Below are 12,709 nucleotides of genomic sequence, written 5' to 3' on the forward strand. Positions count from 1 at the left end.
GTGCTCACCGGGGCCGCGTGGGCAGCAGCACCGAAGGCTCGATCTCGCCCAAAAACAGCAGGGGCGAGACGTACTCGCCGTCGACGCGGGCCCCCAGGTGCAGGCACGGCCGATCGGCGCAGTGCCCCTCGTCGAGGACACCGACCGTCTGGCCTCGGGTGACCGCGTCGCCTCTCGCGACCTCGGCCACGACGGGCTCGACGCTGCTCAGCACCCCGTCGGCATGGCGTATCGACAGCACGGGCCGGTCGACCACGACCCCGGCGAAGTGCACGACGCCGTCGTCCGGGGCGGTGACGACGGAGCCCGGGACGGTCCCGACGTCGATGCCCCGGTGCCCCGGCGACCACGGATTCGGCGGCCCGACGAAGGGCCTGACCACGGGATGCGGCGAGGCGACGGGCCAGGCCCACACCGCGCCTCCAGCGGGGGACGCTCCAGAGCTCGCGACCGCCGGCCGGGTCGGGAGCGACCCCGCGAGGACGGCGACCAGGATGGCTGCCGAGACCATGGCGAGGCGTCGTGACGACAGCTGAGAGAGGTGACGCATACCGGCACATTGCCGGTTGCGCAAGCTTTCTCGGCGAGGCGTAAGGTTCACCCGTGCACGAACACCCCGTGCACACCGTTTGTGGGGGAGTCGTGGCCACGAGCCCTGCTCCTCGAGCCGTGAAGGAGTACAGGTGTCGAACACCACTGCAACGACGAAGAGTTTGAACAGGCGGGTGACCGCGCTCGCCGTGGCGGCGGCCATCGGCGGGTTCCTGTTCGGTTTCGACTCATCCGTCATCAACGGCGCCGTCCAGTCGATCACCGACGAGTTCGGCCTCACCGAGTTCGCCTCGGGCTTCGCGGTCGCCTCCGCCCTGATCGGTTGTGCCATCGGTGCCTACGTCGCCGGTCGCCTCGCCGACAAGATGGGCCGCATCAAGGTCATGCTGATCGGTGCCGCGCTCTTCCTCATCAGCTCGATCGGAGCCGCCGCGGCCTTCGCCGTCTGGGACCTCGTGCTCTGGCGCGTCATCGGCGGGCTCGGCATCGGCATCGCATCGGTCATCGCCCCCGCCTACATCAGCGAGGTCTCGCCCAAGGCCATCCGCGGCCGCTTGGCGTCGTTCCAGCAGCTCGCCATCACGCTCGGCATCTTCGCCGCCCTGCTGTCGGACCAGCTCTTCGCGGTCACGGCGGGCGGTGCCTCCGAGCCCTCGCTCTTCGGTCTCGCCGCCTGGCGCTGGATGTTCCTCGTCGGCATCGTCCCGTCGGTCGTCTACGGCATCCTGGCCTGGCGTCTGCCCGAGTCGCCGCGGTACCTCGCCGGTGACGGGCGCGAGGACGAGGCCAAGAAGGTGCTCCAGTCCATCGTCCCGGCCGAGACGGTCGAGACGAGCCTGAAAGAGATCACGGACTCGATCCGCACCGAGGCCGAGCTCGAGAAGAAGTCGTCCATCCGTGGCACCCGCTTCGGTCTGCAGCCCATCGTCTGGGTCGGCATCATCCTCGCCGTGCTGCAGCAGTTCGTCGGCATCAACGTGATCTTCTACTACTCGACCACCCTCTGGCAGGCCGTCGGCTTCCAAGAAGAGGACTCGTTCCTCATCTCGACCATCACCGCCGTGGTCAACGTCGCCGTGACGTTCATCGCGATCGGCCTGGTCGACAAGGTCGGTCGCCGACCCATGCTGTTGACCGGCTCGATCGGCATGTTCCTGAGCCTCGCCGTGACCGCCCTGGCCTTCAGCCAGGCCACCACTTCGGCGAGCGGCGACCCGTCGCTGCCCGGCGCCTGGGGCCCGGTGGCCCTGGTCGCGGCCAACCTCTTCGTCGTGTCCTTCGGTGCGACGTGGGGCCCGCTCATGTGGGTGCTGCTCGGCGAGATGTTCCCGAACAGCATTCGTGCCACGGCACTCGGGGTGGGCAGCATGGCGAACTGGATCGCCAACTTCGTCGTGACGGTCTCGTTCCCGACCCTGGCGGCACTCAGTCTCACGCTGTCCTACGGAATCTTCGCGTTCTTCGCGCTCGTCTCGTTCTTCTTCGTCCTGGCGAAGATCCCCGAGACGAAGGGGCGCTCGCTCGAAGAGATGGGTACGTCGGCCGGCCAGGCCGACACGGGGCGGACCGCGAAGGCCTGACCTCGGCACGCCCGACGACCGTCCCGTCCAGATCCTGGGCGGGACGGTCTCGTTCTCGGAGGACGTCCGGTGAGCCTTGCGGACGGCCTCGGTCGGTGCCGCTCGTCGTCGGCGCGCGGGTGCGCGGTGGTCCCCGTACCCGGGCGACGACCACCGCCTCCTGGTGACCGTCGGTGGTGCTAACATGAGCGATGCAGTCTGCTCGGCAGGCTGACTTCGCGTGCCCTGTGCGTCTTCGGACGCACCGACGTCGAGGCGACCCGCTCGTCTCGCGCCGCATCCGGCCTCCACGTCCACTCGGTCCGAACTCGCCTCACGGTGTGCTCGGCGGACGTGTGCCCGGGCACCAGGCAGTGGCGACCGACCGGTCGCCCGACAACCGACAAGCAGGCGCCCCCGCGGGTGCGCCCAGAATCAAGGAGAACGACCATGGCCGTCGTCACCATCCGCCAGCTGCTCGACAGCGGCGTCCACTTCGGACACCAGACCCGTCGCTGGAACCCGAAAGTGAAGCGCTTCATCCTCGCCGAGCGCTCGGGCATCCACATCATCGACCTGCAGCAGTCGCTCGGCTACATCGACAAGGCCTACGACTTCGTCAAGGAGACGGTCGCCCACGGCGGCACCATTCTCTTCGTCGGTACCAAGAAGCAGGCTCAGGGCTCCATCGCCGAGCAGGCCAACCGCGTCGGCCAGCCCTTCGTCAACCAGCGCTGGCTCGGTGGGCTCCTGACCAACTTCCAGACGGTCTCGAAGCGCCTCGCCCGCATGAAAGAGCTCGAGGACATCGACTTCGACGACACCACGCAGGGCTTCACCAAGAAAGAACTGCTGATCAAGAAGCGTGAGCTCGACAAGCTCCACAAGACGCTCGGCGGAATCCGCAACCTGACCAAGACGCCGTCCGCGCTCTGGGTCGTCGACACCAAGAAAGAGCACCTCGCCATCGACGAGGCCAAGAAGCTCGGCATCCCGGTCATCGGCATCCTCGACACGAACTGCGACCCCGACGAGATCAACTTCCCGATCCCGGGCAACGACGACGCCATCCGTTCCGTGGGCCTGCTGACCCGCATCGTGGCCGACGCCGCGGCCGAGGGCCTCGTCCAGCGTCACCAGAAGCCCGAGGACGCCGACCAGCCCGTCGAGCCCATGGCCGAATGGGAGGCCGAGCTGCTGGCGCAGGGCGAGGCCAAGGCTGCCGACGCCGCGGCCGAGGCACCTGCTGCCGAGGCTCCCGTCGCAGAGGCCCCCGTCGAGGAGAACGACGCCGACGCTCAGGTCGCCGCCAAGCCCCTGGGCGAGCCGGTCGTCGAGCCCGTCGCCGAGGCGACCGAGGCCACCGCCGCCGAGCCGGCCGACGCCGACTCGAAGTAGTCCTCTCTTCACCCTTCCGACTCCACGAAAGGAAGTCAGACACATGGCCAACTACACCATCGCTGACGTCAAGATCCTCCGTGACCGCCTCGGCGCGGGCATGGTCGACAGCAAGAACGCCCTCGAAGAAGCCGACGGCGACATCGAGAAGGCCGTCGAGATCCTGCGCGTCAAGGGACTGAAGGGCGTCGCCAAGCGCGAGGGCCGTCAGACCACTGCGGGTCTCGTCGCCGCGAAGCCCGGCTCGGGCTACGCCACGCTGATCGAGCTCGCCAGCGAGACCGACTTCGTCGCCAAGAACGAGAAGTTCGTCGCCCTGGCCGACCAGGTCCTCGAGGCCGTGCACGCGGCCGGCGCCTCCAGCGCCGCCGAGGGCAACGCCTCCGCGATCGGCGGCCAGACCGTCGAGGCCTTCGTCAACGACGAGGCCGCGCTCATGGGCGAGAAGGTCGAACTGCGCACCGTCAGCCGCATCGAGGGCGAGCAGTTCGCCATCTACCTGCACAAGACCTCCAAAGACCTGCCCCCGCAGGTCGGCGTGGTAGTGGGCTACACCGGTGACGACGCCGAGACCGCTCGGTCGATCGCGCAGCACATCGCCTTCGCCGCGCCGACGTACCTGTCGCGCGACGACGTGCCCTCCGAGCAGGTCGACAAAGAGCGTGCGATCGTCGAAGAGACCGCGAAGAACGAGGGCAAGCCCGAAGCGGCCCTGCCCAAGATCATCGAGGGTCGCCTCACCGGCTTCTTCAAAGAGATCGCCCTGCTCGACCAGGCCTACGCGAAAGACAACAAGTTGTCGGTCGCGAAGGTCGTCGACGAGGCCGGGCTGTCGATCACGGGCTTCGCCCGCATCAAGGTCGGCGCCTAAGCAGCACCGTGACGGGGTCCGAGACGAACGTGTCTCGGGCCCCGTTCCCATGCCCGGCCGAGGCGACGACGCCGGGTGCGACATCGGCGACGGACGGCGCCCAGCCCGAACTCGCTAACCTGGCTACGGCCACGACGAGACGGAGACTCGCATGACATCGCAAACCACCGGACGCCGACGCGTCCTGTTGAAGCTCTCGGGCGAGGCCTTCGGCGGCGGTCAGCTCGGCGTCAACCCCGACGTGGTCGGTGCCATCGCCCGCGAGATCGCCGACGCGGCGACCGACGTCGAGATCGCCATCGTGGTGGGCGGCGGCAACTTCTTCCGGGGGGCCGAGCTCAGCCAGCGTGGCATGGACCGCGGACGCGCCGACTACATGGGCATGCTGGGCACCGTCATGAACGCCCTCGCGCTCCAGGACTTCCTCGAGCAGGCCGGCGCCGCGACACGTGTCCAGTCGGCCATCGCCATGACGCAGGTCGCCGAGCCCTACATCCCTCGTCGTGCCGAGCGACACCTCGAGAAGGGGCGCGTCGTCATCTTCGGTGCCGGGGCCGGGTTGCCCTACTTCTCGACCGACACCGTCTCGGCCCAGCGAGCCCTCGAGATCGGCGCGACCGAGGTCCTCGTGGCCAAGAACGGCGTCGACGGGGTCTACTCGGCCGACCCGCGCCACGACCCGTCGGCGGTCAAGCTCGACCGGCTCACGTACCAAGAAGCGCTGATGCAGGGGCTCAAGGTCGTGGACTCGACCGCGTTCAGCCTCTGCATGGACAACGGCATGCCCATGCACGTGTTCGGCATGGAAGGTGAGGGCAACATCGCCCGCGCCATCCGAGGCGAACGCATCGGAACCATCGTCAGCAACTAGACGACTAAACTCGACCGCGAACCGAACAAGGAGCACCAGTGGCGATCAACGACGTACTCACCGAGACGCGCGAGAAGATGGACAAGGCGCTCGACGCCGCCAAGAACGATTTCGGCACGGTGAGAACCGGCCGCATCAACCCGGCTCTGTTCCAGAAGATCCCGGTCGACTACTACGGCACACCGACGCCGCTGGCGCAGCTCGCATCGTTGCAGGTGCCCGAGGCCCGCACCATGATCGTCACGCCCTACGACAAGACGGCCCTCAAAGAGATCGAGAAGGCCATCGCGACCTTCCCGAACCTCGGTGCCAACCCGACGAACGACGGCACCATCGTCCGCGTCACGATCCCCGAACTGACGCAGGAGCGTCGCAAGGAGTTCGTCAAGATCGTGCGAAGCAAGGGCGAGGACGCCAAGGTGCAGGTGCGCAACGTCCGTCGCAAGTCGAAAGAGGCGCTCGACGCGCAGAAGACCGAGGTCGGTGACGACGAGGTCGCTCGTGCCGAGAAAGAGCTCGAGTCGATCACCAAGGGGTACATCGACTCGATCGACGACGCGCTGAAGAAGAAAGAAGCGGAGCTGCTCGAGGTCTGATGAGACAGCGACCCGACGACGCCGGCCCCGACGACTCGTCTCCGGCGCAGAAGAGCACCCTCGGCAGTCGCCGGGCCGACTTCGACGCTCGTGCGCAGGCGGCGAGGCACGACATCGAGAACCAGCTGCGGGCCGGCAAGGCGCGCCTCGACTCCCGCAACGAGAAATTGACGGCACGGACCGGTCGCAATCTGCCGGCGGCCATCGCCGTCGGGGTGTTGCTCGGTGCTGCAGTCCTGCTCAGCCTGATCTTCGTCAAGGCGTTCTTCATGATCGTGGCCGCGGCCCTGATCGGTTCGCTGTGCTTCGAGCTCGCGAGTGCTCTGCGGTTCGCCGGCCGCGACGTCCCTCGGCTGCCGAGCGTCCTGGCGGGGCTGGCGGTCGTCCCTGCCGCTTTCTACGGTGGGGCGGGCGGACAATGGGCGGCCCTCGTCGGCGGCATCGTCGTGGTGTCGCTGTGGCGCCTCGTCGAGTTGGCGCGTCCCTCGCACCGGAGCGGCGCCTCCTCGCTCGGTCGCGATCTGGGGGCCGGTGCCTTCGTCCAGATCTACTGCTCGTTCCTCGGCAGCTTCATGGTCCTCCTGGCCGCCCGCCCCGACGGGCAGTGGTGGACGCTGTCGGCGCTCATCGTCGTGATCGCCGTCGACACCGGTGCCTACGCGACGGGTCTGAACTTCGGCAAGCACCCGATGGCCCCGCGCATCAGCCCGAAGAAGACCTGGGAAGGTTTCGCCGGCTCGGTGGCCGCCAGCTTGATCGCGGCCGTGTTGCTCTCGGTGTTCCTGCTCGACGAGCCGTGGTGGTTCGGCCTGGTGTTCGGAGGCGTGATCATCGTCACCGCCACCATCGGTGACCTCTCCGAGTCGCTCATCAAGCGCGATCTCGGCATCAAGGACATCAGCACCTGGCTGCCGGGTCACGGCGGGTTCCTCGACCGCCTCGACAGCACCCTGCCCTCCGCGGCGGCGGCCTTCGGGATGTACCTGCTCTTCGCCTAGGCACGACCGGCCGAGGCCGACGAGCCGCGCGTCCAGCGGGTGGTCATGTGGCGATGCGGCATGATGGTCGCCGTGAGCAGCACATTTCCGACCGTTCCCAAAGGCAAGCGGGGCTATGTCGTCGACGAGGTCGACGCGTTCCTGGCCGAGGCACGCAAGGCCTACGCCGGCGACGCGAGCCGCGGCATCGATTCGGCGCGCATCCGCCGGACGGCCTTCGGCCTGACGAAGAACGGCTACTCGACGGCGCACGTCGACGCCGCGCTGGAACGACTCGAGGACGCCTTCGCCAGCCGCGAGCGTGAACGCGCCGTCTCGTCCGGGGCGGAGTCCACGTGGTTCTCGTCAGCGCGTTCCGGGGCCGAAGACATCGTCGCCCGGCTCGAGCGACCGCAGGGGCATCGGTTCGACCGAGTCGGCATCCTGACGACGGGCTACCACCCGCGAGACGTCGACCGTCTGACCCGCCGCCTGCACGGCTACTTCACCGACGGACGGCCACTCAGCATCGACGACGTGCGGGCCTCGGTCTTCCGGTCGAAGCGTGGGGGCTACCGTGAGAGCCAGGTCGACCTCCTGCTCGACACCGTGGTCGACGTCATGCTCGCCGTGCGCTGATCGTCGCCGAGGGTTCCGTCACCGGCGACGAGATCGCCCCTCCGACACGCAGCAGGCCGCCGTCCCTGGTCCTCCGGCGCCCCATCGGTTACCCTGGATGGACTCATGGGCAGGCACGCAGCGAATCCGATCCCCGGTCCCTCTCGACAAGAGCATCCGGCCGCCGTCGAACGACCCTCGAGCCGTCGACGCGTTCGCGTCCCGGCCTCGCAGACCGTCGCTCGTCGAGCCGCCGCCGGTTCGCTGGTGTCCACCGCTTCTGGTGACACCACCGGCACGTCCGTTCGCGGCGCGGGCGTCCCTCGCCGGGTCGTGCTGCCCCTCATCGGATTCTGTGCATCGTTCGCCTTCGTGTCGGCCTCGCTCGTCAACCCGCTGGCCGGTGCCGAGGCGGCGACGACCGTCCCGGGCGCCGCGTCGGTGCTGACGGCCCCTGGCCAGACCCTCACCGTCGCTGGTGCGGCGGTGACGGTCGCCGATCGTGACGCGTACGGCGTCACCGAATACGTCCCGCCGCCGCCTCCGCCCGTCGTGGTGGCCGAGACCGAGAAACCAGCGGCCACGCCGGGTGCGTCCTCCGGTTCCGCCAAGAAGTCCTCGGCCGCCCCGGTGGCCGGTACTCCCGACCCCGGCAGCGCCAAGGCCGTTGCGGCCGAACTCGTCGCGGCCCGCGGGTGGGGTTCCGACCAGTACGACTGCCTCGTCTCGCTGTGGCAGAAAGAGTCGGGTTGGAACGTCTACGCGTCCAACCGTTCCAGCGGTGCCTACGGCATCCCCCAGGCCCTGCCCGGCAGCAAGATGGGTTCCGTCGGCGCCGACTGGCAGACCAACCCCGCCACGCAGATCACGTGGGGCCTCAACTACATCGGTGGTCGGTACGGCAATCCTTGCGGTGCCTGGGCCCATTCCGTCGCCAGCAACTGGTACTGAACCGTCGCACGGCCCTCGTCCTCGCAGGGCCGTTGCTACGCTGGTCGTCATGCCCCGAAGCAACCGCTCCCGTCGCTCGCGCGACCGGCGTGAGGCCGATGAGGCGTACGACATCACCCGGGCGTCTTTCGGCGGCCTGACGGTCGAGACCAAGCACGGGCGTTCGTTCAACGTGCAGTCGGTGTCGGCCTCGTCCGCCGTCAAGGAGTACGTCTGCCCCGGCTGTTCGCTGGGCATCGTCCCGGCGACTCCCCACGTCGTGGCGTGGCGGGCCGACGGGCTCTTCGGGGCCGAAGACGACCTGGCGGCCCGCCGACACTGGCACACCCACTGCTGGAGGATCTCGTGACGACTCCCGACACCGACACCGACACCGACTCCGTCGACATCCGCGGGGGAGTCCTCCTGCCCGCGCGCCGTGAGGACGTCGAGCTGCACACCGGTGACGGTCTCACCTTGGTGGGCGAGCTGAGCCTTCCCGCCGATCGCGAACCCGTCGGGACCATCGTCGCCCTGCACCCCTTGCCCACAGCCGGTGGGTTCATGGACTCGCACGTCATCCGCAAGGCTGCGGCCCGTCTGCCGGCGCTGGCCGACCTGGCCGTGCTCCGGTTCAACTTCCGCGGGGTGTCGTCCCCGCGCGGGCGGTCCGAGGGCGAGTTCGGCGACGGAGTGACCGAAGCGGCCGATCTCGCCGCCGCCGTGGCGTTCGTGCGCGACCGGGGACTGCCGCTGCCGTGGCTGGTGGGCTGGTCCTTTGGCACCGAGGTCGCCCTCAAGCACGGCCTCGACGTCGAGATCGCGGGCGTCGTCCTGCTGTCCCCGCCGCTGCATCGCACGTCGGACGCCGAGCTCGGGGCGTGGCACGGGGCCGGATTGCCCGTCGTGGCCGTCGTCCCCGAGTTCGACGACTACCTGCGGCCCGACGAGGCCCGTCGTCGATTCGCTCTCGTGCCCGAGGCCGAGATCGTCGATGTCGAGGGGGGCAAGCACCTCTGGGTCGGAGAGAAGCAGACCAGCCGCGTGCTGACCGAGATCGTCAGCCGGGTCGCTCCCGGTGCGCTGCCCTTGCCGTCCACCTGGCCGCCCCGCGCCTCCTGAGGGCCTCGGGCACCCGGGGCGGCATCGCCCGTCGACGGTGCCCCGACGACGGCGGAGGCGGCCGCCCTCAGAGCTGGTTCTGGCGAGGCACGTAGACCTCACGGATGATCAGCAGGACCGACGCGGCGACCGGGATCGCGATGAGGGCACCGAGTACGCCCAGCAGCGTGCCGCCGACGAGGGCGGCGATGACGACGATCACGCCCGGGACGCGCACAGCGCGACGCATGATGCGCGGGCTCAGGAGGTAGGCCTCGACCTGCATGTAGACGAGGTAGTAGATGGCGGCGGTGATCCAGGTGGCCGGCGACTGGGGCAGCAGCGCGATCTGCGCCAGCACGATGACCGCCGAGCCGCTGATGGTGCCGACGAGGGGGATGATCGAGCCGAGGAACGCGATGAAGGCGAAGACGGCCGGCTGTTGGGCGCCGATGATGCTGAGGAACACGAAGCTGAGGATGCCGTTGAGCGCCGCGAGCGTGAACTGGCCGATGACGTAACGACCCACCGACTGGCTGATCTGCTCGGAGATGTCGACGAACTGCGCCCGTTTCGAGGCCGGGACGAGCTGGTACAGGGCACGCTTGACGCTGTTGATCGACGAGGTGAAGTAGATCGTCAGGATGACCACCACGACCGTCCCGAACAGTCCGTTGCCGATCGCCACGCCCACGGCGAGGACCCCGCCGCCGATCGTGACGACGTTGTCGGGGTTGGTCAGGAAGTCGACGATGGAGTCCAGCGAGTCCTGCACGTCGAAGACGTTCTGCGGGACGAGTTCTTGCAGGTTGTCGACGAACTGCTGGGTGGTGACGCTCTGCAGGTACGAGGTCAACGCCTGGATCAGGCTCGTGGTCTGCTGCACGATGACGGGCACGATCGCGAAGACGACGCCCACGAAGGCACCGACCACCGCCACGAGGACGATCACGATGGCGATGCCGCGGGGCACCCGGCGCTTCTCGAGCCACGAGACGATCGGGTCGAGGCCCAACGAGATGAACAGGGCCGCGCCCACGTAGGTCAGGATCGTCGAGAGCTGGCCGACGGCGCCGCCGATCACGAGGGCGACGAGGACACCCAGGCCCGCGAGCAGACCGATGCGGAACGGGTTGTGGATCTTCACGGGCGGGCTCCTGTCGACGGCGCGGGCCGGTCGAGGCCAGGGCGGCGCCGACTGCCCGACACGGCCTGTCGCCCTACTCTGGCGTACCGCCGCCGACTTGTCCGATCATGCCACGCAGGTTCTCGAAGTAGTCGGCGACGGCATCGCGTTCGCGCGTGATCTCGGCGAGGCGCTCTTCCGCGTCGCCGACGAGGTCGTCGGCTCGCTGCTGGGCGTCCGCCAGGATCGACCGCGCACGTTCGTCGGCATTGGTCAACACGTCGTGGGCCGTACCGTCGGCCTCGGCCCGGGTCGTCCGTGCGTACTCGTTCGCACTGCGCTCGAGCTCGTCGGCCTCGCGCCGCACCTCGGTGGCGCGTCGGGTGGCCTCGGCGAGCTGCCCGGCCGCCGCGTCGAGCAGTTCTTGGGTCTCGGCGACGGCCTGCTGGTGTCGCTGCGTGAGCTCGGTCTCGGCCTCGTCGCGTCGGGCCAGCAGCTCGACCTCGAGGTCGGCCCGCCCCTGGTCGACGTCACGACGCAGGTCGGCGGTGGCTCGCTCGCGGTCGGCCTCGAGGCCTGCCCGGACGCGGACGTCGTCGGCAGCCAGCCGAGCGCGCTGGGCCTCGGTCTCGTCCGCCAGGGCGGCACGGGCCTCTGCCATCTCGGCGGCGAGTTCTGCTCGTGCCTGCTCGAGTTCGGTCGCGAGTTCGGCCCGCCGGTCGGCGTCCTCGCGTGCGAGACGGTCGGCCTGCGCGTCGCTCTCGCGGGTCAGGCGTTCGTCCGTCTCGAGGGTGACGCGCTCGATGCGTTCCCGGGAGGTCGTCTCGGCCAGGTCGAGTTCGTCACGGCGCCGTCGCGTCTCGCGCTCGAGTTCGGTGCGGGCGTCGGTCGCCTCTTTCTCGAGCTCGGCACGAGCCACAGCGATATCGGCCGCGAGGCGATCACGTCCGGTGGCGATCTCGCGCTCGAGCTCGACGCGGGTGGACTCGACCTCGTCGGTGAGGTCGGCACGGGTGGCGTCGACGTCGCGGGCGAGGAGGGCCCTGGTCTCGGCGACCTCGTGGGCCAGGTCGGCGCGGGCAGCGGCGACGTCACGCTCCAGCTGGGCGCGCTGATCCGCGACGTCATCGGCCAGCTCGGCGCGCGCGGTCGTGATCTCTCGCTCGAGTTCGGCGCGACGTGCACCGACTTCGGCGTCGAGGTCGGCACGGGTGGTCTCGTCGAGCCTGGCGAGTTCGGCGCGGATCGTGACGCCTTCGCGGTCGAGGTCGGCACGCTGACGTTCGGAGTCGCTCTCGAAGACGGCGCGGGCCTCGCGTGTGTCGGCCGCCAGGGTGTCGGCCTCGTCGCGGGCCTCGGCGAGGTCGCGGGCCACGGCGGCTCGCTGCTCGGCGACCTCGTGCTCGACCTCGGCCCGGAGCGCCGCCGCTTCGCGTCGCGCCGTCGAGACGTTCTGGGCTGCCTCGGTGGCCGCCGAGCCGCGGATCGAGATGGCGTCGCGCTGTGCCTCTTGCAGCAGGCCACGCGCCTCGGCCTTGGCGCGCGCGACCAGGCGGTCGGCGTCGGCGGTGGACTCGGCGACCTGGGCCGCGGCCCGGCCTCTGGCGTCGTCCAGCACGGCCGTGGCCCGTTCGGTGGCGTCGTCGAGCAGGCGCTTCGCCTCGGCTGTGGACGAGGAGCGCAGGGCCTCGGCGTCGATGTCGGCCTGGCTGATCAACAGGGTGGACTGCTGCTCGGCCAGACGGAGGGTCTGCTCGAGCTTGCTGCCGAGACCCGAGTAGGTGGGGGTGCCCGCCTCTTCGAGTTCGGCGCGGATCTCGTCGACACGCTGTTGCAGGAACGCGACTTCGCTCGCTCGGTCGGCGCGGTCGGCGTTGGCCTTGATGAGCTCACGCCGCAGGTCACCGAGTACGCGGTCGACCTCGTCCTTGCGGTAGCCCCGGAGTTCAATGCCGAAATCGGCTTCGTCAGCGGCCACGATGTCTCCTTCGGTGCAGGGATCGGACCAGGGGAGCGCGGTCCGCGTCACGATGTTAGTGGGAGCTCCTCGACGGACGCCGACCCACGGGTTAGGTGCCTCTCAGCCTCGTCGGATACGCTGAGCCGTCTT

At 69.2% G+C, this 12,709-nt stretch carries 13 protein-coding genes; 10 read left to right on the forward strand and 3 right to left on the reverse strand.

Going from position 1 to position 12,709, the window contains the following annotated elements:
* Window positions 1-4 precede the first annotated feature (4 nt).
* The gene (locus HRF36_RS02950; protein ID WP_173205942.1) at window positions 5-550 is read right to left on the reverse strand and encodes a murein hydrolase activator EnvC; all 546 of its coding nucleotides are present in this window, start codon (window positions 548-550) and stop codon (window positions 5-7) included.
* 133 nt (window positions 551-683) lie between these two features.
* Between HRF36_RS02950 and HRF36_RS02955 the strand changes: the two genes are divergently transcribed.
* From HRF36_RS02955 to HRF36_RS03000, 10 genes are all read left to right on the forward strand, one after another.
* A complete protein-coding gene (locus HRF36_RS02955; RefSeq protein ID WP_173205943.1) occupies window positions 684-2,132 on the forward strand; it encodes a sugar porter family MFS transporter in 1,449 nt (482 codons plus the stop codon).
* A 429-nt stretch (window positions 2,133-2,561) separates the two neighbouring features.
* The gene (gene rpsB / locus HRF36_RS02960; protein ID WP_056046166.1) at window positions 2,562-3,509 is read left to right on the forward strand and encodes a 30S ribosomal protein S2; all 948 of its coding nucleotides are present in this window, start codon (window positions 2,562-2,564) and stop codon (window positions 3,507-3,509) included.
* Between the two features lie 43 nt (window positions 3,510-3,552).
* The gene (gene tsf, locus HRF36_RS02965) at window positions 3,553-4,380 is read left to right on the forward strand and encodes a translation elongation factor Ts (protein ID WP_173205946.1); all 828 of its coding nucleotides are present in this window, start codon (window positions 3,553-3,555) and stop codon (window positions 4,378-4,380) included.
* A 151-nt stretch (window positions 4,381-4,531) separates the two neighbouring features.
* Window positions 4,532-5,251: a UMP kinase gene (gene pyrH / locus HRF36_RS02970; protein WP_173205948.1), complete on the forward strand. Its 720-nt coding sequence runs from the start codon at window positions 4,532-4,534 to the stop codon at window positions 5,249-5,251.
* 77 nt (window positions 5,252-5,328) lie between these two features.
* Complete coding sequence (gene frr / locus HRF36_RS02975; protein ID WP_217270968.1) at window positions 5,329-5,847, forward strand: ribosome recycling factor; 519 nt, start codon at window positions 5,329-5,331, stop codon at window positions 5,845-5,847.
* Complete coding sequence (locus tag HRF36_RS02980; RefSeq protein WP_173205951.1) at window positions 5,847-6,845, forward strand: phosphatidate cytidylyltransferase; 999 nt, start codon at window positions 5,847-5,849, stop codon at window positions 6,843-6,845. Before frr ends, HRF36_RS02980 begins: the two co-directional genes overlap by 1 nt.
* Before the next feature lie 63 nt (window positions 6,846-6,908).
* On the forward strand, window positions 6,909-7,463 hold the full coding sequence (locus HRF36_RS02985; RefSeq protein WP_217270969.1) for a DivIVA domain-containing protein: 555 nt from the start codon (window positions 6,909-6,911) through the stop codon (window positions 7,461-7,463).
* A gap of 246 nt (window positions 7,464-7,709) precedes the next feature.
* Window positions 7,710-8,393 (forward strand): lytic transglycosylase domain-containing protein, encoded by a 684-nt coding sequence (locus HRF36_RS02990; protein ID WP_371739979.1) that lies wholly within the window; start codon window positions 7,710-7,712, stop codon window positions 8,391-8,393.
* Window positions 8,394-8,442: 49 nt separating this feature from the next.
* Window positions 8,443-8,742, forward strand: coding sequence for a hypothetical protein (locus HRF36_RS02995; RefSeq protein WP_173205957.1), 300 nt, complete (start codon window positions 8,443-8,445; stop codon window positions 8,740-8,742).
* Window positions 8,739-9,494: an alpha/beta fold hydrolase gene (locus tag HRF36_RS03000; RefSeq protein ID WP_173205960.1), complete on the forward strand. Its 756-nt coding sequence runs from the start codon at window positions 8,739-8,741 to the stop codon at window positions 9,492-9,494. Before HRF36_RS02995 ends, HRF36_RS03000 begins: the two co-directional genes overlap by 4 nt.
* 67 nt (window positions 9,495-9,561) lie before the next feature.
* Here HRF36_RS03000 and HRF36_RS03005 read toward each other — a convergent pair whose 3' ends face one another.
* Both HRF36_RS03005 and HRF36_RS03010 read right to left on the reverse strand, forming a co-directional pair.
* Complete coding sequence (locus tag HRF36_RS03005; RefSeq protein ID WP_173205963.1) at window positions 9,562-10,620, reverse strand: AI-2E family transporter; 1,059 nt, start codon at window positions 10,618-10,620, stop codon at window positions 9,562-9,564.
* A gap of 73 nt (window positions 10,621-10,693) precedes the next feature.
* Window positions 10,694-12,577 carry a hypothetical protein gene (locus tag HRF36_RS03010; protein ID WP_173205966.1) on the reverse strand — a complete coding sequence of 628 codons (1,884 nt, stop codon included), beginning with the start codon at window positions 12,575-12,577 and terminating at the stop codon, window positions 10,694-10,696.
* Between the last annotated feature and the right edge of the window lie 132 nt (window positions 12,578-12,709).

This window comes from Frigoribacterium sp. VKM Ac-2836, assembly GCF_013248995.1.
Taxonomy (GTDB): Bacteria; Actinomycetota; Actinomycetes; order Actinomycetales; family Microbacteriaceae; genus Frigoribacterium.